A 25,956-nucleotide genomic window follows, 5' to 3' on the forward strand; every position below is an offset into this window, starting at 1 on the left:
CTTACTCCTCTACAAACTTGAAATTTAGTTTTGCTTTTCCTGCGAGACCTGAAACAGATTCATCAACTTCGACCGTTTCGCCATCGATGGTGAGCCCATTTCCTTGTGCATAACCAAATAGAATTTCTACAAATGTATCCTTTTGTGGTTGAACGATAACTTTTACTTCTTCATTGGGTTGGTATACCTTAGGAACCGGATTGGCCATACGTTTGGTATTTTCGTAGACTTCAATCCAGGAAGCATTCGCAATCTTCAAATCAAATACCACATTTTCGCCAGGCTTAAATCCAGAAACTTCATAGTTTTTAGCGTCAATCTTTTTAATGACGACTTTCTTTGCAGTTTCTTCAGGTTTTTTCTCTGGTTCTTTAGTCTCAGTTTCCGTATCATTTTCATCTTGTGGACGAACAATGACTTCTGGTTTATTGATTGGATCTTGAGCATCTTGAATCATGGGTAGAATCTTTGTAAAGAATGCGAACACTAAGAGTCCACTAATAATGATTACAAATGAGACCAGCCCAAAACTCTTTAAATCCAAACCTTTCGATTTCTTAACTTTTGTAGGTACAACACTCTTCTTAACTCGATTTTGAATATTATTATTAATATCCTCATTTTTTTGAATTTGTGTCACACTCATCGTATGTGTAAACTCATTAATCGTTTCATCAAGTGAATCTCGAAGTTCATCATAATTTAAGTCTAGAGCATTCGCATAGTAACGAACAAAGTAACTCAAATACGATAAGTCATCTTTAAAAAATTGAATGTTCCCCTCTTCAATTGCATTAAGTTGAATCGTTGACAATTTCGTTTTAATACTGACATCTTCAAGTGAATATCCAAGCTCTTCACGGCGGTTTTTTAATATTATTCCAATGTTTTCCAAACCTGCAACCTCCTTAATGTCATTCATTAAGATTATAACAATCATCACCAACTTTTACAATCTTAATTAAACTGTGGATAAAAACAAAAAAAGGACCGAAGTCCTTTAATGCATTAACACTCAATAAGCCATGTCCTGTCGTGATAATCATTTATCTGTGAAATATATATTTCACCCTGCTTAATCTTGAATTCGATCTTGCAAGCTCCCCTACCAATTTTGGGTTTCTCGCTTATGGGGTTTACCTCGTTCCACTTTCACTCTTTCGAATGAAACTTCGTCACTGTGGCACTTTTATAGTCTCGATCCATAGTTTCCCTTAGGATGTTGATCCGCCGTTATAGATGCCTCTATACCTTGGCTTATTTTTTCACCAAGCACAAACACTACAACCATCTCAGATTGTGCGAGCATGGACTTTCCTCTACATTTACATGCAGCGATTATCTTTCGTGTTATTTAATTATTGATTATTTCCTTCAAATACAGCTTGTTCTAAACGTGAGATACGTTTAAGAATATCAACATGACTGAATTGACTTGGAAATTCTTGTGAAACCCGGTTCTTACTCTCCAACTCAAGCAAACTACGACGTTGTTGAGCTAAAGTTTCTTCATACTTATCTAACAATTCTTGTTGTTGTTCAATAATTGATTGAAAAAACTCATAATCTTGAATAACATCATCAAGGAATTCATCAACTTCAATAGCGTTATAGCCCTTAAAGTCTACATGAAATTCTTTGTCGAAAATAGTTTCTTTTGTTAACTTTTGTCCCATAAATTTCACCTCGTTATTATTATCTCAAATAACCGTTAGGACTGCAAGCACCTTATTTAATTCTTATCAATAGAAGATGGTATCTTTCACAAAATCTACATAAACCACATGTTTAGTTAGTTTTCATGTTATATGGATGGTGTCTAAATGGATATTTTGTGATATTTTCCCTTGTTTATAGTATAATAACCATGGTGATTGCATGATACAGTACCCTAGTGGGAAAAAAGTGAATTCCAAACAAAAAAGTCTTGGAATAACCAGTCGACGTGGAATGAGTCTGGAAGAAGATATCAACAAAACAAATGAAGCCTATCTCTTTAAAGATAGAGCTGTCGTTCATAAAAAACCGACACCGATTCAAATTGTGAATGTTGACTATCCTTCTCGAAATAAAGCTAAGATAACAGAAGCTTATTTCCGCCATGCCTCGACGACAGATTATCAAGGCGTTTATCAGGGGTATGCCCTTGATTTTGAAGCCAAAGAAACTAAAAATAAGACGTTATTTCCTTTAGCTTCATTACACGAGCATCAGCTCAATCACATTAAGGCCGTCAAACGCCATGGTGCCATTGCATTCTTAATCATTCGATTTAATGCATTGGATGAAACCTATTTAATCTTCGCTGAAGATTTAATTAAACATATTAATCAAGATGATGTACGTTCATTGAGCATCCAATGGATTCGGTCTGTTGGATATGAAGTCTCTGGTACCTATCAAGTACCTTGCGATTATATTATGATCATTGATGATTACATTAAAAGGAGTAGTTATGACAAATAACAAAAATGAAATGGTTCCTAACGGGAAACGATCAGAAGTTGTGAATGCATCAAACTCTGATAATAACCCAAAGAAAACCAAGAAAAAGATTGTTAAAAAGAATAAGCCCAAAAAAGAAGGTCCTCGTGCCCAACGCATTGTTGCTTATATCTTAATCACAATCGTTTCCATTGGACTTATCGGAACGATGGTTGTCGGTGCCTTTGCATGGAAGAACATTCGCAACGCACCTGAAGTTACAAGCAGTTCGTTTATTCCAACAGCGTCTTCAACAATTCTCGATGATAAAGGGGAAGTAATCGCTAATACAGGTATGGTTCAACGTAATAACGTTAAATATGATGAACTACCTGTTTCATTAGTTGATGCACTTGTATCTATTGAAGACTCTCGATTCTTTGGACACAATGGATTCGACGTTCCTCGTTTTACTAAAGCAGCGTTCTCAAACTTATTTGATTCGCTAAAACGTGGTCGTATCTCATTTGGACAAGGTGGATCGACACTCACCATGCAATTAATTAAAAACTCATTGTTTGTGAATGATGGTGATAAAGAAGGTGCTATTACAGGTGCTGCTTCTTCAGGTTCTGGTGGTATTTCTCGTAAGATTCAAGAAATTTACCTTGCTGAAAAAGTAGAACGTAATAACATTCTTTCAAAAGAAATGATATTAGAACAATATCTAAACCGCATTGATTTTGGTGCTGGACGAGGCGGACAAATGGTTCGTGGTGTTGGTCAATCAGCAAAGGCATACTTCGGTAAAGAAGTTTCAGAACTCTCTTTAGTTGAATCAGCATTCCTTGCTGGAGTTCTCAACGCCCCTTATGGTTACTCACCTTATTACAGTAGCTCTGAAACAGTAAACAAACGTACGCAAGAAGTTCTAAGCTTGATGGAGTATCACGGATACATCACTTCAGAAGAACGAGAATTAGCACGTAATGTTAAAGTTGAAAACTTACTTGTTGATAACTCAACGAACAATGTTGATTCAGTCGGTACACCTTACTTAGCATTTACTGACCAAGTCATGAAAGATGTTAAGAAGTTAACAGGTAAAGATCCTGCAACAACAACAATGATTATTCATACAACGATGAATAAAGAAGTACAACAAGCTATTGATAAAGTTCAAAACCGTGAAGTTGCTAATTTAAATCATGGTAAAGACCGTGAAATACAAATGGGATCTGTTGTTATTGAAAATGCTACTGGTGAAATAAAAGGTATTGTCGGAGGTTATGACTATGTTAATGCCTTAAGTAATCCACGTGGTACACAAACATTGAAACAACCTGCTTCTACAATCAAACCAATTGTTGACTATGCACCTGCATTTGAATATCTCGGATGGGCAACTAGCCATGTCATTACTGACGAACCAATCGCATATACCAATAGCGGTGGAACGCTTTATAACTATGACCGTGCCTTCCAAGGTGAAATCGAATTGAAGCAAGCAATCGGTGATTCACGAAATATCCCTGCTGTAAAAGCATTAAAAGGGGTTGTTGAGAAAATCGGTGAAGATGCGATGGTTGATTATCTTTATAACATAGGGTTCTCATCTGTTAAGAATAAAGATCAACAATTTAACCTTGGTTACGGAATTGGGGGATCATTCCCTGCGAGTCCTGTACAAGTTGCTGGTGCTTATACCGTCCTCTTTAATGAAGGTAAATATATTGAACCACATACAGTAACTAAAGTTGAATTCCCAGATGAAAATACACCACCACTGATTCCAGAATACCCTTCAACACAAATCCTATCAGACGGCGCTGCTTACCTTGCAACACGAGGAATGTTAGATGTTATGCAACAACCTCAAAACTGGACAGCAAACCCAATGAAACGTGGCTATCCAATCTTTGGTAAGACGGGTACACAACGTTGGGAACAAACTGATGGATCACTCTATGGTATCCCAGCTGGTAATCAAAAAGAACGTTGGATGGTTGGTGCTTCAAGTAAATTTAGTATTGCTACATGGACTGGATTTGATTTACCATCCAAAGATAACCGTCCTTACTTTACATCAGCAGAACACCAGTTCAACCTTGCTGGTAAGTTAAATGGTTACCTATTCAATGAACTTGATAAACAATATGGACCAGGTACTGATATTCCCGTACCAAGTTCTGTAACACAAATTACACATATTAAAGGACCATTCCCTTATCAATCACCACTTCCTGATATGAATAAGGATTTAGTAACAACAGGATACATTAAGAAAGAATTCGCATCACTTAAAGAAGCTACTGCACAATCACTCGATAGCTTATCAAGCCAAAAAGTAACTGCATCAGCATCTAAGAATACAATTAAATTTGATGTCGCATTATCCGCTTATCCAAACCCTGAAAAACTTAAGGTAGCAGATAGCAAACTAACCATGACAGCTCCTGATGGTGCAGTTTATACTGGTGCTAAGATTTATGATGAAACATGGATCTATGGTGCTGTACGTTATAAAACAGAGATACGTGTAAACGGTAGCCCTGTAAAAGAAGAACTTTCAGAATCAGAAAACATCTCACTCACAATCAGTGCTCCTAAAGCAACTGACAAAGTACAAGTATGTTCATACTATACCTATGATAAAGCACCAAATATGAAGTCTAATGAAGTCTGTGAAGACATTGATGTTGGAGCACTTCCAGTATCTCAAGACTTTAGTCGCTTCATTGGGGATTCAATCTTCTCATTCAATGAGTGGTTAAAATCAATCGGCTCTACGAAAGAACCAAAAACTTCTTACCAATTCAGTGACAAGTACAATTACGATACAATTATGAAAATCAATCCTGATTATTCAAACCAAAATGTAACGCAAAAACAAATGGCTGAAACTGAATACAACGTAACACTTGCTGATCGTGAAGTTAAAGCAGATGGTAAACAATCTGCCGCTAACTATAAAGCAGCGTACGGTAAGATTGTGACATTCCAAAATCCCTCAAACGATGATTCCAAACTTGTAAAAGGATTCATCGTTGATGGAAAAACAGTTACTTCCTTCCCACTATCAAGTCAGAGTGGAAAAACAGTAACCTTAGTAATTGCTGACTAAATAAAAATGAACCGTTCCTTAAATAAGGAGCGGTTTTTTTAATATAAGAAAAGAGCACATGAATCCATGTGCTCTCGTTTATTTAATTGGGTTTACATAAATTCTTGGAACAGTATAACGAATTAGACTAATTAATTCATTAATAGATTGTCCTGTAATTTGGATGTAATCATAGATAGTTTGATCTTCATGACCAAATATCATAACCTTATCCTCAACTTCACAATCGATGCCTGTAACATCAATCATAAACTGTGACATTGCGATATCTCCAGTAATAGGGCAATGATGTCCATTTACCATAACGCCACCACCATTTAAGGATAGACTCTTCATAACACCATCACAATATCCTGCAGTGACTGTCGCAAGTTTCATATCTTGTGTTGCAGTAAAGGTACGTCCATAGCCTACGAACTCACCTTTCTTAATCTCTTTAACCATACAGATACGTGCTTCCATGCTAAGGACAGGTTTGTATCCATCATGAAGAGATTCGTTTAATTGTGATGGATGGTAAAGGCCAAACATGACCATACCACAACGAACAGCTGAATACCCTAGATCACCAAAATGAATGATGGAAGGACTGTTTTGCATGTGAGTCATCTTCGTATCAATACCTTCATCATGAAGTTTTTCAAGAACTTCATTAAAACGACGAATTTGATTTTTTGAAAATTCTGTAGCATCGCCATCATAGCTTTGAGCTTCGACAAAGTGAGAATAAATACCTGTAATATCTAAACCTTCTAAGTCATAACATGAACGAACTTCTTCATACGTTTTAAGTCCCAATCGATTTAATCCCGTATCAACTTTGATATGGCCTTTGATTTTAGTATTATTTGCTTTCGCAAAGGCATCTAATTTATGGGCGTATTCCATATTAATAACTGCTTGGGTTAAGTCAAAATCAATGAGATATTGAAAATTCGATTCAAGGGTTGCTCCTAAGAGAATGATAGGAAGCGTAATACCATCATTTCGCAAATCAACAGCTTGGTCAACATCAAGAACTGCTAGCATGTCGATTCCTAATTTCTCACATGTGTGAGCAACTTGAGTTAAACCACAACCATATCCATTTGCTTTGATAACTGAGATAATCTTGGTTTCTGGTTTTAATGTTTGACGTAAGAGTTTCGTATTATGCTCGATAGCTGCTTCATCAACAATAACATTTACGCTATCGATCATAAGATATCCTCAACCATCTTAGCCATAAGTTCTGTATACTCTACACCAACATTTTGTAACATCATTGGGTAACGAGAATTCTTAGTAAAACCTGGCATTGTATTCACTTCATTAAGATAGAATTGATCATCTTTTGTCACAAAGAAGTCTAAACGTGCAATATGACGGCAATCAAGAAGATCAAAAATAATTGCACCTTGGTTACGGATTGCATCTCTTAGTGTTTTTGGATATGTTGATACACGAAGTGTTTCAGTTGCATGAGGATGATATTTCTCTTGGAAATCAAATACAGCACCCGTTACGTTCACTTGGTCAACATCACTAATAATAAACTCGTTTTTTGTCTTGAGAATTGATAATCCGACTTCTACACCATCAATATATTCTTCGACAAGAATTTTACTATCATATTTGAAAGCAAACTCACATGCTTTATAGAGTCCTTCTTCATCTTCAACATAAGTTACACCAAATGATGATCCTTCACGTGTTGGTTTCACAATACAAGGATAATTGACATGGGCCATATCTAATTCCGCAATATTATGAATTGTTTGATATTGTGCCATTTTGATGCCATTGCTCTCACATACAGCATGTGTAAATGCTTTATCCATGCAAAGGGATGACCCTAAGACATCCGAGCCGGTAAAGGGAATGTTTGCACAATGTAATAGCCCTTGAACGTGGCCACCCTCTCCCATTTGTCCGTGTAAGACTAGGAGTGCTCCATCTAAGAGTACCGGTTCTTGAGTCACAAGATTCATGAATCCTGGTTTATCTAAATTAAAGGTAAGTGCAAGTTCCTGACAATTTGTAAATGTCATCGTTTCAAGTTCTTCAGGAGTGAAGTCTCCAACATTCCATTTTCCATCTTTAGAAATATAAATAGGAACGCATTCATAACGATCATGAGGGAAGTGTGCAAGTGCAGATGCTGCACTTGCTACTGAAATATCGTGTTCGCTGTTTACTGATCCAAATAATAATCCGATTCTTTTTTTATTCATCTTACTTATCCTCTTTCATTAAGCGTTCTAATTGATAAGAACGTGATCCTTTAATTAGTATCATAACGTGTTGATGATAATATGGCTTAACACGCTTTTCAAATGATTCATAGGTTGAATCATTAATGAAACGTTCTTTGTCATAACCATATTTATTAATGACCATTTCGAATTCTGGCCCAAGTGTCATGACTTTAACGATATTAGGATATTTTAATATCTCATCTAACACTTCTTTATGAGCTTGTTCACTCTGACTTCCAAGTTCCACCATATCTGATAAGACCGCAATACGATCTCCCTCATACTGATATTCAGATAGAAGTTCGAGCGCGTACTTTGCACTCACCGGATTAGATTTATAAGCATCTAAGAGTACGAGTGATTCAAACTTTGTTACAAGTTCCGTACGTAACCCTGTAAGAGCAACCTGGTTCAATCCATTTTGAATGGCATCTTCACTGATTCCAATTTTTTGTGCCAATCCGATGACTCCAGCACAATTGGATGCTTGATGACCCCCAATTAGATTACAAGTATAGTCTTGATTATTAACTTTAAATGAGATGCCACGGTTGGATGATTCGACATCTGAGACTACGAGTTCATTTGAATCTTCATATCCAAATGTATGAAATCTAGGTCCTGCTAATTCTCGGTAGATTTCAAAATCACCTTGATAGAACGCAAGGTCTTCATTTTGAACATGATCAAAGATTTTAAACTTCTCTTTAGCAATATGTTCAATGTTATTAAAGTTTTGCATATGTGCAGGTGCAAGACTTGTAACGATTGCGGCATTAGGTTTCACAACCGATGCCATTAGTGCTACATCGTCTTCATAGTCTAAGCCCATTTCAAAGATACCATACTGCGTGTCTTCATCCATTCTAAATAGATTGAGATAGGTGCCAATTTCAGTGTTTTGATTTTTATAAGTTGCGACCGTAGTTCCTAATCTTGAAAAAAGACTCTTTAAAATATCTTTAGTTGATGTTTTACCATTACTTCCAGTAATTCCTATGAAGAAAGCATTTAATGTATCACGGTAACTTCTTCCAAGCATCCTTAATGCTTCCAATGTATCCGCAACGATGATTTGTGGTACATCAACATCTAGCTTTGAGGAGACGATTAATGCAGTAGCACCATTATCAATGGCCTGTTGTGCGAAATCATGCCCATCCACACGTTCTCCTACAAGACATACAAACAAATCATTAGGTTCTATAAATCGAGTATCTACTTTAATACCATCAACGAATGCTTCTTCCTGGCATGTTCCATTGACCCACTGGGCAATTTTTAATGTGCTTAATTTTTTCATACAGAATGTTTCTCCTTCAATTCTTCTAATACATCAAATGCATCTCGTGTATCACGAGCTGTACTGTGATAACGTCCAAACAATAAAAGTAGTAAATGTGCTTCAGCCCATTGTTCCTTCGGTATCTTTCTCATTAACTTGGTCTCTACTTGCTCAACAGAATCATTGGGTTTCGCAAGCTTCAACCGTTTTGCTACACGTTCAATATGCGTATCAACTGCAATAGCAGGAATCTTAAATCCTTCTGATAATACAACATTGGCAGTTTTTCTACCTACTCCCGAAAGAGACATTAACTCTTTTCGAGTGTGAGGAACTTCACCACCAAATTCATCAACGAGTTGTTTCGAACACTGAATAATAAACTTAGATTTATTACGATAAAGACCAATCGTTTGAAGATACCTCTCAACATCCTTCACATCCGCTTGAGCCATTGCTTCAGGCGTAGGATATGCTTCAAATAATTTAGGTGTAACTTTGTTAACAGCAGCATCCGTAGTTTGTGCCGATAACACAACAGCAATTAAAAGTTCGAAAACATTTTCATGTTCTAACTCCCCTTTAACATTAGGATACTCCATTCGTAATATATCCAAGATTTCTTCAGTCTTCACGCTTACACCGTCTTTTCTTTTTCGTTATTAACTAAAATAGAATTAATATAATTCATCGATACTTTCTTATAAATAATTGCTGCTCTCAAAGCATCTAAGATATTTTCTTCTGAATACTTTGACAGCCAACCATTCAACATCACAAGTTCATGTTGAGATAAGAGTCTTCCAAACTCAGTTTCAAATACTTCGAAGATTCCTTGATCCACATAATCATAGACAACACCTTCTTGGAAAACACCATCAATACAAAATTCAAGACCCATTCCCTCAACTTTGATAGTGAGCAGTTCTTGACGAACAAGATCATGAATTAACTCGTCAATCTTATTCATCTCAATACCCGTTCTTTCGGAAAGGACCTCCAATGTGATAGGATCATTTTGTTGATTGAGAAAATCTATCATTAACAAAACCACAGTTTGTAATGGCGTTAACTTTAAAACACCAAGATTATCTAAAATCCAATCTCTACGATTTACATACGCTTTATTCCACCACATTTTTATTTCCTCCTACTTGAAATAAGATATCCAAAGTATCTACATCCACAAACAATTCAAGTTGACGGTTTTTAAGAACAAAGACAAGTTTGTTTTTATAAACTCCATAACTAATGTTCTTTTCATTCATGCCATAACGGGTTGCAATTTCACTTACTTTATCTTTACTTACTAAATCATGTTTTTCTAGTTTTGATAAATCCTTATTAAACCATACGATAAAGGATGCATCAGCATCTTTAACTTGAGTAATATAATAGACTTGATCATATGAAAAACGATTCAACAATTGAGCTTCATCATATTTCATTGTGTCCATCATTGCTTCTACATATTGCCGGTCTTCTTTCTCATAGGCACGTGCTGGCCCACCAATAAATCCGACATAACCTAACCATAATACGAGGATTAAGAGTATCACGAGAAGCAGTGATCCGAAGAATGATTTTAATACGTTTTTCATAATAACACCTCATGTATTATTTTATCATATTTACTCCTACGATTCATGAAAAAAGACAGGGTTTCCATTCTTAATTTGAAACTAATAACCTTAACGTCTAAAGATATGAAAAGACAGCATGTAGATGCTGTCTTATTGAGAGTTTAACTTTGAATTCTTGTGTCGTTTGAATTATTGATGTTCCTTCGCTGACTTCATGTTTAGTTCTTCATTTTTCTCTAATATCTTGAAGAAAGGATAATAAATGAGGAAGGAAACAATCCATCCAATAATGACGAAGGCCGCAGCTTCCCATCGGCCACCAGTCGATAAGAACGCTTTAATGGGTGCAGGTGTAATCCAAGGAATACTTAGAACAGGTGTTGGTAGAATATGGAGACTGCTACCAATTACTGCCATGATAAGGAGTACCACTGCAGATAAGATAAATGGAATCATCATAAGAGGATTCAACATAATCGGAAGTCCGAAAATTACAGGTTCAGCAATGTTAAAGATACTTCCTGGAAGGGATAGTGCTCCAAGACCTTTGAGTCGTGGTTTCTTCGACATTACAAGCAGTATGACAAGCGGAACAACACTGGTCCAAACATAGTTATCTAGGAAGAGAGTCGTGTATGTATATGGAAGTGCTTCTCCGGCTGCGAAGGCTGCTTGGTTTGCAGCAACCATTTGCGTCATATAAGTTCCTGTTATTGGAGAAATTGTATTGGAACCATGAATTCCTACTGACCAAAGAATTCGGTCAATGACAACGATAATACCACTTGCTAATGGGGTATCACCGACTTGAAGAAGAGGTGTAAAGAGTCCTGTAATTAATTTCCCAATATTAATATTTAGAACACTTCCCAGTACCCACCAGAATACAACTACAAAGATTGAAGGAATTAATCCTGCAAAGACATTCGCAACCATTGGTGGAACACCTTCTGGCATCTTGATTGTAACTTTTTTTCTTAAAAAGAAACGGTAGATTTCTACAGAAACAATCGCAACGATAATCCCAGTGAAGACACCATCAGCACCTAAAAATGCTTGTGATACTCCAGTAAACATTGTCGTTTCAGTAGAATTTTTCACAACTACTTCAAGAGTTTGTACAGGATTTAATAATAAGAAACATGCAGCCGCAAGAATTACTGGTTGAACAATTTCGTTGGTTTCCCCACGGTTTCGATTATACCAATCCACTAGGGCATACGAAGTTGTGAAAACAGTAAAGAGACCAATATAGTTTGTACCAATTCCTGCGACTTGGGCAATTGTCCATCTAAAGTCACCTAAGAAATTAAGATAAGCCTTACTTGGAAAAGACGCTAACAGTAAGAATAGAGATCCAATAATTAATAGTGACATAATGCCAAGTCCCGTGAACTGCATAACTTGAACATACTTTAACTGCGAGAAACGAATCAATGGTGGTGCAAGTTTTTCTTCAACAAAATTTGATATTTTTTGCATAATTACTCCCCTTTAGTGTTAATTGTGTAATCTATCAGACCTGCATGCATATAAGCTTTTACAAAATTAGGACAACTAGATTCTAGTCCTCTAACTTTTCCCATGGTAGTATAATATGCCTCGTAAGGAACAATACTAATTTCTCCTCTAAAGAGATCATATTTCTTCAAGGCTGTAAACCAAGTATCCACATCACTATCACTCATCTCAAGGTATTTAGTTGGTACAAAACCAACTAAGTCTTCAAGGTTCTCACCATATAGAAGATCCATTTCGACACCTTTTGCACGCAATCGTTTAACTGCTGCAGTAACTGTTTTGTGTGTGTAATAATGACGATCATGCATTGTGCCAATATGATGTGTAATCACAAGATCCGGTTGTTCTCTTTCAAGATATTCCATCATTTCTTGAATAAAATCTTGTTCAGATGGCATATTGCTCGATTTATAATCAAGTCTAACCACATCACAGTCCATCCCTTGTGCTACAGCATCAATTTGACCTATCAATTTTGTTTGGTATGCATCAAGTTCTTCTTGAGTTGCATCTTTCTTCTCCAAACGTCCTGTTGTTACATGGACAAAAGTTGATTTAGCGCCAAAGCGATTCATCACAATTGACATCGGCCCTCCCATTAATTCAGCATCAAGTGGATGAGCCCCCACAGTAACAATCCGTTTATAACGTTTCATAATATCCTCCTAATTCCATCATAATCATTTTTGAACCAATACGTGATTCAATTAATTCAGTCGACTTGAGAAACACTGTAAGCGTTTCCTAATTTCATTATATCGGGCTAGTTTCAGATGTCAACACTTTTTCCCAATTGAATTGAGAAAAAGTGTCTATTGTAATTTATTGTGATATTTAGTATGATAAATACATCGTACGAGGAGGACATATGAATCCGATACAGTTAATGAAAATAAACGAAACAAATTTTACTAAACAAGAAATAATTATCATGGATAGTATTATCGAAAACGTTGAGGATCTTACCAATTTATCACTCATGGAATTTGCAGATAAAATAAGCATTTCCAAATCCGCTTTACTTCGATTTTGTCAGAAAATAGGTTATGAAGGTTATAGTCAATTCAAATATGCTATCTCAAGATATGTATCCGAATTGCCTGCAAGTGATGATAATTCATCACAACAAAAAAACCTTACGGATATGTATTCAGATACCATTTTAACCATGGATTCATTTATCGGTGATAAAGATCTCGAGTCACTTTATAGCAAGCTCAACAATGCCCATTCTATTAAGGTTTTTGGTTATGCAGAAACAGGAATTTCCGCGCACTATTTTTCAGATAAACTTCAGGCTTATGGTTATGATGCTGAGGCAATAATACAACTTCATAACCTTCGTCGAAAAATACAAGTCGCACATCAAGACGATCTTTTAATTTTTATTTCTATTTCTGGTAACACATCTATCATGAATGAACTTGTAACTCAGGCTCAAGATGCAGGATTAAAATCAGTTTTGGTAACACAAAATTCTTTCTCAACATTTAAAGAGTATGTTGATCAAACTATTTTACTTCCTTACTTTTCTGAATCTTCATTCGTCTTAGATCCACACGTTATTCTATATGTCTTTTTTAGTAAACTAATTAACTATATTAATGAAAATAAATAATTAGAAAGTAGGAGTAACTATGAATGTAATACCTTTTGACGGAAAATATATTGATTCCCTTATCGAACTTTGGAATCTAGAACTTTATGCAGATTCAATGAATGTTGAAACTTTCTCTGCATTAGTACTGGGTGATGTAAACTTTAATAAAAATCTCGTTCTTTTAGCCGTTGAAGATGATAAATTGTGTGGCTTTATCTGGGCCGTCAAGCGTCGATATCCATATCTAGAACGGGGTTTAGAACCCCATAGAGGGTATGTTGTTGCACAGGCGGTGCATTCTGAATATCAAGGTAGAGGCATAGGAAAAACACTTCTTAAAACAGTGGAAGATACTATGACTAAAGACGATGCACAAGAAATAACAATTGGTGCATACAGTCCTAATTACCTATTTCCAGGAGTTGATAAAAAACACTATGAAAAGGCAATTTCATTCTATCAATCTCAAGGATATGATGTGAAAGGTGAAGCAGTATCGATGCATCAAACACTTATCGATTTTGTATATCCTGAATCCACTCGCATGCACAAACTTAAACTTGAAGAAATGGGCTATACCTTTAGTAAGTTCAAATATAGCGACAGCATTGAACTCCTAGATTTCCTTATGGAGAACTTCGGTTCTGGTTGGACTTCAAATGTTCAAGAGTCTTTAAAACGACACAGTGCTAAAGACACACTCATAATCTGTCGAAACAGCACAAATGAAATTGTTGGCTATTGTCAACGAGCAATCGATGGTCACGATGATCGCTTTGGACCGTTTGGAGTTAATGCGTCATTACGAGGTCTTGGAATTGGTGGCGTCTTATTTGACGAGATGTTGTATAGTATGGTAAAAAAAGGAATCCACCATGTTTATTTTCTATGGACGGGTGGACGCGCGCAAGCAATGTATGAACGACATGGCATGAAGGTATATCGATCCTATTCACTGATGAAAAAAGAATTTTAATCACCAAAAAGGGCAAATCCACTAATGGACTTGCCCTTTACTTATACGTTTATTTTTTCTTTTTTAACATGATTGTGTATACAACACCTGCAATTACTGCGATTCCTAAGGTAGCTGTCGAAACAATAGCAACAGTTTTTGAAGTACCATTAGTATGATCAAATCCTACAAATGCTTTTTCAAATATGAGGCCATCGTCATTCTTTGTTTTGTAATGAAGTCTCTTCTCTTTGCCATTCATGATTCCATAGAAGACTTCTCCGTCTTCTGCAGTCCATGCTTTATATTTATTATTCATGACAAGAGTGGTAGACACTTCTGTATATCGGGATTCAAAATCTACCGTTTTTTCCGAGTATTTCTCTGTATTCAAAGTTTCTTTTTGCATTGCTTCAGGAGCATTCAAGACAAGTGCATAATTCGTTCCCGACTCTAATAGAATTACTTCTTCACTTGGTTTATTCGCTTCATCAAGAAGATGCCAGGAACCATTGTTATTTTCATCTACTAGTAATTGTAGTTTGATATCACCATTAACAAAGAAATATCCCATTCCGCCTTCAATTTCATACTCTTGACGTTCAAATCCAATATTCTTCATATTACCATCTAATGTATCATCATCTAGCACAGTAAGTTTCTTACCATCAATTTCTGTCTTATTAACGACAGGAATCGTACTTGTTAGTACAATTTCATAATCCTGAGATATCTCTCCTGATTTAGCATTTGCAGTAATTGTTTTCGAAGTTTCATCTGCAGCAAAGTCAATTTCTTTCTCGTAGGTAAGTTCTACTCCTTCTTTAGAAGGAATCAATTCTAACCCCACACGATCAATATTTTTAGGTAGTTCATAGCTATAGCTAAATGTTCCCTCTTCAGTACCAAGTGTTTCTAATGCAACACCTTCCATTTTTGGAGAACGTGATGAAATTTTAATTCCTTCTACTAATGGAATTTTTTGTTCAGCTTCAAGTTGAGCTTTCTTCTCAGCTTCTTCTTTTGCTTTCTTTTCTTCTTCTGTTAATTCTTTATCTGGTTTAGTCGTTCCTGGGTTAGATGTTCCTGGTTTTGTACCACCACCATTATTATTGGACCCGCCATTGTTTCCGTTGCCTCCACCGGTATCAGTCGATCTCTTTTTCACTTCTGTATAAACTGTTGTAACTAGTTCAAATGGGTTCCCTTGATAATCTTCGCCTTTAATGTTTATGGAAAATGACGCTTTACCAGTCGAATTAGGTGTCACATTCGTAGAGAATGAGGGATTTTTGGTTGTATCTTCGCCAGTATCTATTAAAATTTTTCCTGTTTTTTCTGCAGATGCAACTCCTGGATTATTATTAGTTATTGTACCTTGAAAGAATCCTCCAGGGGCATTTGCACTTATTTTTAATGTTCCGCTGCTGTCAGTCATAATAATCCCTGTCACAGATGCTGATGCGGAAGCAGCATTAATATTTATTGGAATCAGCATCAAACTCATCAAGCTGACTAATAATATTTTATTTATTTTTTTAATCATTAGAATCTCCTAATCCTCTATTAATTTAATTCCAAGATAGTGACGCTTGATAGCCATCATATCAAATCCATCAACTACGCCATCCCGATTTACGTCAGCTGCAAGTAATGAATCACCCTCTAATAATTTTATTCCAAGGTAATGTCGCTTCACAGCCATCATATCAAATCCATCAATTACTCCATCACCATTCACATCGCCTCGTTTGTAGTTAGATTCTTTTTTAACTTCAAAGTACGAAGCAGGAACATACACCACATCTTTACCATGGGTCGCACCTTTTTCACGGCGAACCGCTTCAGGATAATTATAGAATTGGAATATTTTACCATCGGTGTCTAGCAGGTTGTCCGAACTAATTTTGTACCAAATATTTGAATTTCCAACTTGTGTTCCACGTACTTCTTCTAAAACTAGAACTGATTGATTTTTAAATTTAAACTTCATGCCAGTCGCGTATTGACTGCTTGCTTCTGGTCGAGTATACGTTGTTACAGAGGATTCTACATTCTGTAGGTTTTTTATTTTAAATTTTCCGTAGTCTTTGCTTCCTGTAGCTCTATCTAGAGCTAAGTAGTGAGCTGCAGCTTTTTCTCCCCAGTATGCATCCGAAGCATATCGAACATTCATACCAGATTGCTTATTACCAAGGAACCCTCCCCTGTAATTGCCTTCAGTTGAGTCTAGGTAGTGCCAGTTTAAGAATCGAGTATTATGACTATGGACTGATTGATCGATACTAGCATATTTATTTGCAGCACCTGGATACTTATCATAAGCAGCATGACCAAATAGGTTATTACGATCACGAGCTAAGTAACTACGTCCCCAACCGCTCTCATGAATAGCAAGAGCAAATGTCATCGCTCCGTTTGCGCCGTATTTTATTCCTTGATCAATAAATGATTTTTCGTTGCCGTATAACATTGATTGATTTCTTGGTACGGAATCATTTCCTGGATTGGTAACATTACTTGTATAGCCATTTTGATTTAAGAATTTTCTTAAGTCATCTGAGGTTATATTTGATGGAGCTCTATATGGTAAGAATTGGAAATAATTGTAGAATGGATCATTAGGATTTACTGAATTCTTATAGGTTTCATCTGCATAGTCCTTAATCATAGTTCCTACTTCTCTATAGAAATAATGACCATCATAAGAATAGTATGTTGTGTTCTTAGCTAATTTTGAAGGTGCAACACCATTATTAATCGTTGAATACGTCTTTTGATGAACACCGTTACTGATATAATGAATCAAATCTCCATTGTCATTAACTTTATAGTGTGAAATACTTTTAGCATCAGAGATTTCATAAACAGATAGTGCTTGTTCTGAAATCCATCCATTAACTCCAGCAATTACAATATGGTATCTCCCATTTTCTTTTCCTAAAACAGCTGCATCCGGATTATATCCTACACTTGTATTTAGGTATGTTATGACACTTCCTGAAGTTGAAGTAGTATATACATTATAGTTGTCTAAGTCGTTATTAAATGCACCAATTCCGACTGTTGTACTACGACCATTGGCTGCATTAAGAAAGTAATAAGGGATAAATGCGCTAGGAAGTAATGAACGAGTTGCCATTGGTTCTTCTTGTAATTCTTCTAATACTTCTGGATTGATTGTTTCTTCAGGGAGTTCAATTTCCTTAGATTCCTCAACATCGTCAAAAGTAGTTTTCAGGTCTGGGTTAATCATGAACCCACCTTTTTCATCATCTATTTCATTAATAGGTATAAATTTATCTACTTCATCAGCCCCATACGCTTCTTGCTCTTCCGAAGCAAAAACACGGGATGATATTCCGCTAAGTAGTAGTGTCCCTGTTAACATCAATAAAAAGATGCGCTTAATGTGTTTATTTCTAAATTTTTTCAATGTAAAGCCCCCTTATTACGCAAGTTAGATAAATTATATCATAATAGCTACGAGTTTCGCATTTATGCTACAAAAATATGTTAAAATGTCATAAGATTGGAGAGGATATTATGACAACAAATACGTTAAATCAATCAGAATCACTAAAAAATATTACAAAATTAAGCTTTAAAGAAGAAATGTGGAATTCAATCACTCATGGCGTCATGGCATTAGCACTCTTAATCGTCTACCCTTATGTCGCAATCCGTGCATTCAACCAAGGTGGAACCCACCTCGCGGTTGGAGACTCTATCTTTATTCTTTCATTATTCTCAATGTTTCTAGGCTCAACATTGTACCATGCTATGCCTTATGATACAGAACATAAATACGTCTTTAGAATCTTAGACCACGTATTTATCTTCGTTGCGATTGCAGGTACTTATACCCCAATTGCACTTACTGTATTACCGCCTGCACTTGGATATACCATCGTAGCACTTCAGTGGGCTATGACCCTCTTTGGAATATTTTACAAAATATTTTCTAAGAAAGCAGGATCTAAAGTTTCACTCATTATCTATCTAGCAATGGGATGGATGGCTGTGTTCTTAGTGCCATCACTCATCAAGTCAACATCACCAATGTTTATAGCATTATTAATCATGGGGGGCGTTATGTATAGTATTGGAGCTTGGTTCTACGCTCAAAAAGATCGTAAATACTTCCATACAATTTGGCATATCTTTATTAACCTAGCATCGATTTGTCACTTCGTTGGAATTGTGTTCTTTATGGTTTAAATAAAATTGAATAGATAGCAAACCCCAACATCATAAGTTGTTGGGGTTTTTTTTATTATCTTCTATTGCCTCTGTTTCTATTATAGCCTCGTTCATATGAGTTATACGTATTGATCATTGCCCGTTCTAAATCGTTCAAGCTTGCATATCCCGATGAAACTAAACTTACGAGTTTAATTTTAAATTCATCCCCATACTTGTAGTCAGCATAGACATCACCATTACCACTACCTGTGAAATGACTATTTACACGACTCAAGACATTCTTTCCTTGACCAACATAGACTAGATTTTTAGTTTCATTGAACAAAACATAAACACCTGTAATAGAATAACTAGATGAAATGTGTTGTTTATTATCCATAGTTTTTCTATTTCTTAAATTAAAAAACTCTTTGGGTGTTAATGTTATTTGATCATTGACTAATGTTCTAAGTTTCTTCCTCGTTTTTACATTCGAAATTAATTGGCCGATTATCATGCCAATTGATAGAATAAAACAAAAAATGCAAAAAAGACGTAGTCTCCAATCTAATAATTGAAACATAGTTTCCCCCCTATATTTAAAAAAGGAATGTTCTCATTCCTTAATTTTAATTCTTATTCTTCTGAATCTTTATATGGACAATCAAAGACAAATTTATTTTCATCTTCAACAAGGACTCTTCTTAAGTCTCCATCAGCAATGTAGTCATTGTCATGAAGCCATTCTGCAATCCCGATATGAACATCCTCAAAAGTATCTGCAATCACTCGAATCATACGTTCACGTGGTTCAGTCTGTATAAATTTAATAATCTGAGAATCATTACCTGGGTTTTCAACGGCAACAAATAACTTAATATCTACCAGTTCAACTCTATTTTCAGAGTCATAACCAATTGTAAAGTTATATTCTGGACTACGTAATTTTACATTTTGTCTCACGAGTTCTTTTCTAAGTGAGTTTAGGGCTTTGAGATCTAGTTCTCGAGAAAAATCAGGAATGGTCATTTCCATCACTGCAAGCCACGTTTTATCGAGTGATATTTTTTCAATTGTGTACGGCATAATTTTCTCCTTTTATTAATTATAACATAAAATTATAGGTTTCAAGGAAGATATAAAATTGTAGTGTTTTTATGTTCACTTTTGAATCAGTTTTGTCCACAATATTTGCAAAGCTGTGAATGTCATCATCATTGTATCACGCAGTATATTCATTTATTATATACGACGTATCTTCTTTTGGGGAAAGAAAAAAGAAGTGTATAACACTTCTTTTATGTTAAATCATTTATCATGATAAATACGAAGAGTAATACCATGATTGCGAGACCAATAAACATGATTACATTTTCTAGTTTTTCAGGTATCGGTCTTCTGATTATCGATTCAATGATAATTAAAACCGCTCTACCACCATCCATAATTGGAATAGGAACTAAATTAATTACTGCAAGGTTAAGTGATAATGCAGCCACTAAGTTTAAGAAGAATGTAAATCCTGAGTTTCTGATTTCTGATGTTACTTTAAAGATACTAATAGGACCTCCAACGGAAGACAACCCAATACCTTTTACAAGTCTTGCTAATAAGAATACAAGTTGTTGAATTAAGAACATCATTTGTGACCAAGCTACCGGAATAGCTTCTAGAATAGATAGTGATCGGTATTCACCCGGTTCCGCTACAATTCCAATAACATATCTCACTTGATCATTTTCCTCAATTTTTTGAGGGCTCAATTGAACGGATTCAATCGTTCCTTCGCGATCGACTGTGACAGTCATTTCACGGCCTTCATAAGTTGTTATACCTACAAGAATGTCTTGGAAGGTATTTGGTTTCACAACAGTACCATCACTGAATTTGAGTTCAATGATATGATCTCCTGGTAAGAGTCCAGCAGCTTCTGCTGGGTAACCTTCTTGCACAGATGCAATCACAGGTTTCGGTGAATCAACGGTACCATGATATGAGAATAATCCCCAGAAGATTAAGAACGCTAGAATAAAGTTCATTGTGACTCCGGCTAAGATAACAATTAGCTTTTGCCAGTTCTTGATACCTTTCATGGTTCTTTCAAGTGGAACATCCATATCTTCTTCACCGGGTTCACCAGCCATAGATACAAATCCACCGAGAGGTAAAGCACGGATACTATAAGTAGTTTCCCAGTGAGGTTTCTTTACCTTCCAAAGTGTCGGTCCCATTCCAATTGCAAATTCTTTACAGTATACTCCAAATTTCTTAGCAGCTAATAAGTGTCCGAGTTCATGAATAAGAACAATTATTCCCATCACAAGGACAAACATCAGTACATTAAATAAAAATGACATAGACAGCTCCTTATACTAAGAATGTCAATAAGACATTAAATGTGAAAAATGCAAAGATTACGGAATCAATTCTATCTAAGACACCACCGTGACCTGGGAAAATATATCCAAAATCTTTGATATCAAAATGTCTTTTGATTAAACTGAAGGCTAAATCTCCGAACTGTCCCATTACTGGAATCAACAGGGATGCAGCAATAATAATCTCTTTAGATACATAAGGCGTAATCCAAAGAAGTCCAAATGTTAAAGACAAAGCAGCGGATACAACATATCCAATTACTGCGCCTTCAACTGTTTTCTTCGGAGATATTCGTTCAATCAATTTATGCTTACCAAAGAATCGACCACCAAAGTAGGCAAATGTATCTGTAGCATAGGTTGCAAAGAGAATAAATCCAAAGACAAGTCTATCAAGTGCCAAGACTCTTGTAATAGATTGAAGTGTAAGAATCAACATCATAACAAGAATATAAATATAGGTTACGTCTTCGAACTTAAACCATTCAAAGGTTACTGTCATGCTGAATAACAACATGATCAATAACATTCCGAATGTAGGAACACTTGTCCATTTAATAATTCCACCAATCAAAGTCGCAATCACAATAACAACGAGAACGATTGGTTTTAAGTGATCTTTTTTTAAATTATAAATTTCATAAGATCCAACTAATACAAATGCAAATAGCAATAGAAAAAGAGCACGATCACCTAGAAATAGTGCTATGGTAAAAGCGCCTATTAATCCTATTGCTGTAATCACTCGCTCTTTCATCTACAACCCTCCAAATCTGCGATTTCTTGAATCAAAATCAACAAGACACGCTTCAAACTCGTCAGGTCCAAATTCCGGCCATGGTAAATCAACAAACATCAATTCTGCATATGCAAGTTGCCATAACAGATAATTAGATAAGCGTTGTTCTCCACCTGTTCGGATAAGTAGGTCAACATCTGGTAAGTCTTTAGTATCTAAATACAACGAAAAATCTCTTTCAGTAATATTACTGATGCCTGAATCTGCAATTCGGTTTACTGCGCGAACTATTTCATCGCGAGCACCGTAATTAAGAGCAAAGTTAAGCACAAGTTTGTCATTATTTTTAGTACGCTCAACAGCGTTTTCCATAACTTTTCGAGTACGTTCAGGGATTTTAGTTAAATCTCCGATTGTTTCAATGCGTATCCCACGTTCCATGAGTTCTTTAAGAAACTTCTCAAAGAAAATTGCTGGCAATTTCATAAGGTAATCAATTTCTTCCTGAGGACGTTTCCAGTTCTCAGTAGAAAATGCATACAAAGTAATGACTTCGACACCCATATCCAAGGCTCTTAACGCAATTTCACGAACGTTTTCACTACCATAGTAATGACCGAAGGAGCGAGTCTTCTTTTGTTTCTTCGCCCATCGTCCATTACCATCCATGATGATAGCAACATGTTTACATGATTCCATATTAGATCGTCATGATTTCCTTAACTTTATCTTTTGAGATTTCGTCAATTTTTTTGATGAATTCATCAGTAAGTTTTTGAACTTCATCAAGTAATGAACGTTCTTGATCTTCTGATACATCATCCATTTTCTTAACTTCATCGTTTAAATCACGACGGATGTTACGAACTTGAACTTTAGCTTCTTCTGCATAAGTACCTACAGACTTAGAAACATCTTTACGTGTTTCTTCTGTTAATTGAGGTACATTAATACGAATTAAAGAACCATCATTTTGAGTTGGTAAATTTAATCCGGATTCATTAAGAGCATGTTCAATATCTTTCATACTTGAAGGATCGAATGGTTTAATTGCTAATTGACGTCCCTCAACTACTGAAATTGTACTAATTTGCTCTAACGGTGTTGGTGAACCATAATAGTCAACATTAACACCGAATAGAATTGCTGCACTTGCACGACCTGTACGAAGTGTACCTAAACGGTTTTCAAAATTGGTAATTACTTCATCCATCATTGGACGGCCATCATTTTTTACTGAAAACATTATTTTCCTCCTCTTGATACGCGAGTAGCTACTGCCTCGCCTTTTACTGCTTTAATTATATTATTTTTTTCGTTCATATTAAATACTAATAGATCAATATTATTGTCCATGCACATAGAAGTTGCTGTTGAATCCATAACTTCTAATTGTTCTTGTAGTAAATCCATGTAAGATAAACTATCATAACGCAATGCATCTGGATTCACTCTTGGATCTGAATTGTAAACGCCATCAACACCATTCTTAGCCATTAAGATAACATCAGCTTTTATTTCTGAAGCTCTTAATGCTGCAGTAGTATCCGTAGAGAAGAATGCTGATCCAGTACCTGCTCCAAATACAACAACGCGTCCTTTTTCAAGATGACGTACGGCACGACGAGGGATAAATGGTTCCGCTACTTTAGTCATTTCTACAGCTGATTGGACACGTGTTTGAACACCATGTCTTTCAAGAGCACCTTGAATTGCTAAAGCATTGATAACTGTCCCTAACATACCCATGTAATCTACTTGGATTCGATCAATCCCAAGATCTTCAGCCATACGGCCACGTATGAAGTTACCGCCACCAACAACAACTGCCACTTCGACACCGTCTTCAACAATTGTTTTAATTTGGATAGCTAGATCGTCTAAAACTTCTGAATCAAAGATTTCCCCATCTTTAGATAAAGCCTCACCACTAAGTTTTAATAATACGCGCTTATACATGTTATGTACTTCCTTTCAAAAAGGACACGCTAAAGTGTCCTTATTATAAACTATTAAATTTGTGAAGCTTTAGCAACTTCTGCTGCGAAATCTTCTTCACGTTTTTCAATACCTTCTCCAACAGCGTAACGAACAAATGTTGTTACTGAAGCATTAGCATCTTTTAATACTTGAGATACTTTTGATTTACCGTCTTTAAAGAAGATTTGATCAACAAGTGAAATATCTTGCATTGATTTGCTTACACGACCCTTGATAATTCCTTCGATAACTTTCTCAGGTTTGCTTGCAAGTTCTGCATCGTTTTTAACAATTTCAACTTGGATATTGTGTTCTTTTTCAACAATTTCTGATGGAATTTCAGCTTGTGATACATATGAAGGACTCATTGAAGCAACTTGCATTGCAATATCTTTAGCAAGTTCTTCGTTAGCACCTTTCACAACTGCAACAGCTGAGATTTTTCCACCCATGTGGATGTATGAACCAAATACTTCATCGTCTGATTTCTCAACAACTTGGAAACGACGTAAAGTAATTTTTTCACCGATTGTTGCTGTAGCTGCTACAACTGCATCAGCAATGCTTTGTCCATTCATATCTAAAGCTAATGCTGCATCCAAATCTGCAGGATTGTTTGCTAAGATAACATGTTCTAAGTCTGATACTAATTTAACGAATTGATCGTTTTTAGCAACAAAGTCTGTTTCTGAGTTAACTTCGATAATAACTGCTTTATTTCCTTCAACAAGAACACTACTTGTTCCTTCAGCTGCAATACGTCCGGATTTCTTTTGTGCACTTGCAATTCCTTTTTCACGTAACCAGTCGATTGATGCTTCGATATTGCCGTCATTTGCTTCTAAAGCCTTCTTGCAATCCATCATACCTGCACCAGTACGTTCACGTAATTCTTTAACTAATTGTGCTGTAATCATTTATTTACGCCTCCACTTTTTTTTCTGTGTCTGCTTTAACAGTTTCTTCAGCTTTTACCTCTTTTTCAACGCGTTCGTTTGAACGGTTATCGGAGCGGTTGTCACGGTAGTCGCGGCCACCTGTACGTTGTTGACGACGACGGTCATCACGTTTACGACGTTCGTCCATACGTTGACGACGACGACGGTCATTTTCTGCTGCTTGTTGTTCAACGTTAACAATAACGTCTTCCATTGTAATATCTTCTTCATCTTGATCTTGATAAGCAACTTGTAATACGCCACCTTTAGGTTCGATCATAGCATCTGCCATAACACCTACAATTGTACGGATTGAACGAATTGCGTCATCGTTTCCTGGGATTGGGAAATCTACAACATCTGGATCACAGTTTGTATCAACGATACCAAATACTGGGATACCTAATTTACGAGCTTCAGCAACTGCGTTAGCATCTTCAATTGGGTCTACTACAAATACTGCATCAGGAAGTTTTTTCATTTCCTTGATTCCGCCTAGGAAGTTTTCTAAACGATCTTTTTCTTTTAATAATAATGAAACTTCTTTTTTAGTGTAAACATTGATTGATCCACTATTTTCCATTTCTTCAATTTCAACCAAACGACGGATTGATTTTTGAATTGTACGGAAGTTTGTTAATGTACCACCTAACCAACGTTGGTTAATGAAGAATGAACCACTACGTAATGCTTCTTCAACAACGATTGTTTGAGCTTGTTTCTTTGTACCAACAATCAATAATTTTCCATTTTTCTCAGCAATATCGCGTAATGCTGCGTAAGCTACATCAATCTTTTCTTGTGTTTTGTTTAAATCGATGATGTAAATACGATTTTTAGCCGCATAAATATATGGCTTCATTTTTGGGTTCCAACGGCGTGTTTGATGACCGTAATGAACTCCACTTTCTAATAACTTTCTCATTGTAACTACTGACATGAGTAAATCCTACCTTTCCGTTACTCCTCCATCATTTCCTATTGTAAGCAACTCATACGAGCACGGA

At 36.0% G+C, this 25,956-nt stretch carries 26 protein-coding genes and 1 other RNA gene; 5 read left to right on the forward strand and 22 right to left on the reverse strand.

What is annotated here, in order from left to right:
* Position 1: 1 nt before the first annotated feature.
* The 3 genes from H9L01_RS10155 to H9L01_RS10165 form a co-directional block, all read right to left on the reverse strand.
* Positions 2-895, reverse strand: coding sequence for a helix-turn-helix domain-containing protein (locus H9L01_RS10155; protein WP_187533834.1), 894 nt, complete (start codon positions 893-895; stop codon positions 2-4).
* Positions 896-1,016: 121 nt separating this feature from the next.
* Positions 1,017-1,351, reverse strand: an RNA gene (gene rnpB / locus H9L01_RS10160) — RNase P RNA component class B.
* A 7-nt stretch (positions 1,352-1,358) separates the two neighbouring features.
* Complete coding sequence (locus tag H9L01_RS10165) at positions 1,359-1,676, reverse strand: DivIVA domain-containing protein (RefSeq protein WP_187533835.1); 318 nt, start codon at positions 1,674-1,676, stop codon at positions 1,359-1,361.
* 202 nt (positions 1,677-1,878) lie between these two features.
* On the opposite strand from H9L01_RS10165, the gene recU reads away from it, so the two are divergent.
* Positions 1,879-2,466, forward strand: a complete 588-nt coding sequence (gene recU / locus H9L01_RS10170) for a Holliday junction resolvase RecU (RefSeq protein ID WP_187533836.1) — start codon at positions 1,879-1,881, stop codon at positions 2,464-2,466.
* Positions 2,456-5,548 (forward strand): transglycosylase domain-containing protein, encoded by a 3,093-nt coding sequence (locus H9L01_RS10175; RefSeq protein ID WP_187533837.1) that lies wholly within the window; start codon positions 2,456-2,458, stop codon positions 5,546-5,548. Before recU ends, H9L01_RS10175 begins: the two co-directional genes overlap by 11 nt.
* Positions 5,549-5,626: 78 nt before the next feature.
* On the opposite strand, the gene alr is transcribed toward H9L01_RS10175, so the two are convergent.
* The 8 genes from alr to H9L01_RS10215 form a co-directional block, all read right to left on the reverse strand.
* Complete coding sequence (alr, locus tag H9L01_RS10180) at positions 5,627-6,748, reverse strand: alanine racemase (RefSeq protein ID WP_187533838.1); 1,122 nt, start codon at positions 6,746-6,748, stop codon at positions 5,627-5,629.
* Entirely contained in the window at positions 6,745-7,761 is a 1,017-nt protein-coding gene (locus H9L01_RS10185) for a D-alanine--D-alanine ligase (protein ID WP_187533839.1), read from the reverse strand. Before H9L01_RS10185 ends, alr begins: the two co-directional genes overlap by 4 nt.
* Position 7,762: 1 nt before the next feature.
* Positions 7,763-9,088, reverse strand: a complete 1,326-nt coding sequence (locus tag H9L01_RS10190) for a UDP-N-acetylmuramoyl-tripeptide--D-alanyl-D-alanine ligase (protein WP_187533840.1) — start codon at positions 9,086-9,088, stop codon at positions 7,763-7,765.
* Positions 9,085-9,705 carry an endonuclease III gene (gene nth / locus H9L01_RS10195; protein WP_187533841.1) on the reverse strand — a complete coding sequence of 207 codons (621 nt, stop codon included), beginning with the start codon at positions 9,703-9,705 and terminating at the stop codon, positions 9,085-9,087. Before nth ends, H9L01_RS10190 begins: the two co-directional genes overlap by 4 nt.
* 2 nt (positions 9,706-9,707) lie before the next feature.
* Positions 9,708-10,208, reverse strand: coding sequence for a DnaD domain-containing protein (locus H9L01_RS10200; RefSeq protein ID WP_187533842.1), 501 nt, complete (start codon positions 10,206-10,208; stop codon positions 9,708-9,710).
* Positions 10,195-10,671 carry a transporter gene (locus H9L01_RS10205; RefSeq protein WP_187533843.1) on the reverse strand — a complete coding sequence of 159 codons (477 nt, stop codon included), beginning with the start codon at positions 10,669-10,671 and terminating at the stop codon, positions 10,195-10,197. The genes H9L01_RS10200 and H9L01_RS10205 overlap by 14 nt, the downstream gene beginning before the upstream one ends.
* A 171-nt stretch (positions 10,672-10,842) precedes the next feature.
* The gene (locus H9L01_RS10210) at positions 10,843-12,135 is read right to left on the reverse strand and encodes a PTS sugar transporter subunit IIC (protein ID WP_187533844.1); all 1,293 of its coding nucleotides are present in this window, start codon (positions 12,133-12,135) and stop codon (positions 10,843-10,845) included.
* 2 nt (positions 12,136-12,137) lie between these two features.
* The gene (locus H9L01_RS10215; protein ID WP_187533845.1) at positions 12,138-12,830 is read right to left on the reverse strand and encodes a PIG-L deacetylase family protein; all 693 of its coding nucleotides are present in this window, start codon (positions 12,828-12,830) and stop codon (positions 12,138-12,140) included.
* Between the two features lie 212 nt (positions 12,831-13,042).
* Here H9L01_RS10215 and H9L01_RS10220 point away from each other — a divergent pair, with 212 nt between their 5' ends.
* Both H9L01_RS10220 and H9L01_RS10225 read left to right on the forward strand, forming a co-directional pair.
* Positions 13,043-13,792 (forward strand): MurR/RpiR family transcriptional regulator, encoded by a 750-nt coding sequence (locus H9L01_RS10220; protein ID WP_187533846.1) that lies wholly within the window; start codon positions 13,043-13,045, stop codon positions 13,790-13,792.
* A gap of 19 nt (positions 13,793-13,811) precedes the next feature.
* Positions 13,812-14,750 carry a GNAT family N-acetyltransferase gene (locus H9L01_RS10225; protein ID WP_187533847.1) on the forward strand — a complete coding sequence of 313 codons (939 nt, stop codon included), beginning with the start codon at positions 13,812-13,814 and terminating at the stop codon, positions 14,748-14,750.
* Positions 14,751-14,799: 49 nt separating this feature from the next.
* Here the strand turns inward: H9L01_RS10225 and H9L01_RS10230 are convergent, their stop codons facing one another.
* Both H9L01_RS10230 and H9L01_RS10235 read right to left on the reverse strand, forming a co-directional pair.
* Positions 14,800-16,275 carry a hypothetical protein gene (locus tag H9L01_RS10230; RefSeq protein ID WP_187533848.1) on the reverse strand — a complete coding sequence of 492 codons (1,476 nt, stop codon included), beginning with the start codon at positions 16,273-16,275 and terminating at the stop codon, positions 14,800-14,802.
* A gap of 9 nt (positions 16,276-16,284) precedes the next feature.
* On the reverse strand, positions 16,285-18,165 hold the full coding sequence (locus H9L01_RS10235; RefSeq protein WP_187533849.1) for a glucosaminidase domain-containing protein: 1,881 nt from the start codon (positions 18,163-18,165) through the stop codon (positions 16,285-16,287).
* Between the two features lie 110 nt (positions 18,166-18,275).
* On the opposite strand from H9L01_RS10235, the gene trhA reads away from it, so the two are divergent.
* Complete coding sequence (trhA, locus tag H9L01_RS10240) at positions 18,276-18,950, forward strand: PAQR family membrane homeostasis protein TrhA (protein ID WP_223151027.1); 675 nt, start codon at positions 18,276-18,278, stop codon at positions 18,948-18,950.
* Between the two features lie 55 nt (positions 18,951-19,005).
* Here the strand turns inward: trhA and H9L01_RS10245 are convergent, their stop codons facing one another.
* The 9 genes from H9L01_RS10245 to rpsB form a co-directional block, all read right to left on the reverse strand.
* Positions 19,006-19,314: a GIY-YIG nuclease family protein gene (locus tag H9L01_RS10245; RefSeq protein ID WP_187533851.1), complete on the reverse strand. Its 309-nt coding sequence runs from the start codon at positions 19,312-19,314 to the stop codon at positions 19,006-19,008.
* Positions 19,315-19,550: 236 nt separating this feature from the next.
* On the reverse strand, positions 19,551-20,000 hold the full coding sequence (locus H9L01_RS10250; protein WP_187533852.1) for a hypothetical protein: 450 nt from the start codon (positions 19,998-20,000) through the stop codon (positions 19,551-19,553).
* 212 nt (positions 20,001-20,212) lie between these two features.
* On the reverse strand, positions 20,213-21,271 hold the full coding sequence (locus H9L01_RS10255; RefSeq protein ID WP_187533853.1) for a M50 family metallopeptidase: 1,059 nt from the start codon (positions 21,269-21,271) through the stop codon (positions 20,213-20,215).
* A gap of 10 nt (positions 21,272-21,281) precedes the next feature.
* The gene (locus tag H9L01_RS10260; RefSeq protein WP_187533854.1) at positions 21,282-22,049 is read right to left on the reverse strand and encodes a phosphatidate cytidylyltransferase; all 768 of its coding nucleotides are present in this window, start codon (positions 22,047-22,049) and stop codon (positions 21,282-21,284) included.
* Positions 22,050-22,730, reverse strand: a complete 681-nt coding sequence (uppS, locus tag H9L01_RS10265) for an undecaprenyl pyrophosphate synthase (RefSeq protein WP_187533855.1) — start codon at positions 22,728-22,730, stop codon at positions 22,050-22,052.
* A gap of 1 nt (position 22,731) precedes the next feature.
* The gene (frr, locus tag H9L01_RS10270) at positions 22,732-23,277 is read right to left on the reverse strand and encodes a ribosome recycling factor (protein ID WP_187533856.1); all 546 of its coding nucleotides are present in this window, start codon (positions 23,275-23,277) and stop codon (positions 22,732-22,734) included.
* A complete protein-coding gene (gene pyrH / locus H9L01_RS10275; RefSeq protein WP_187533857.1) occupies positions 23,277-23,990 on the reverse strand; it encodes a UMP kinase in 714 nt (237 codons plus the stop codon). Before pyrH ends, frr begins: the two co-directional genes overlap by 1 nt.
* A gap of 53 nt (positions 23,991-24,043) precedes the next feature.
* Positions 24,044-24,928 carry a translation elongation factor Ts gene (tsf, locus tag H9L01_RS10280; RefSeq protein ID WP_187533858.1) on the reverse strand — a complete coding sequence of 295 codons (885 nt, stop codon included), beginning with the start codon at positions 24,926-24,928 and terminating at the stop codon, positions 24,044-24,046.
* A gap of 4 nt (positions 24,929-24,932) precedes the next feature.
* Complete coding sequence (gene rpsB / locus H9L01_RS10285; RefSeq protein ID WP_246449051.1) at positions 24,933-25,889, reverse strand: 30S ribosomal protein S2; 957 nt, start codon at positions 25,887-25,889, stop codon at positions 24,933-24,935.
* Positions 25,890-25,956: the final 67 nt, after the last annotated feature.

This window comes from Erysipelothrix inopinata (assembly GCF_014396165.1).
Taxonomy (GTDB): Bacteria; Bacillota_I; Bacilli_A; order Erysipelotrichales; family Erysipelotrichaceae; genus Erysipelothrix; species Erysipelothrix inopinata.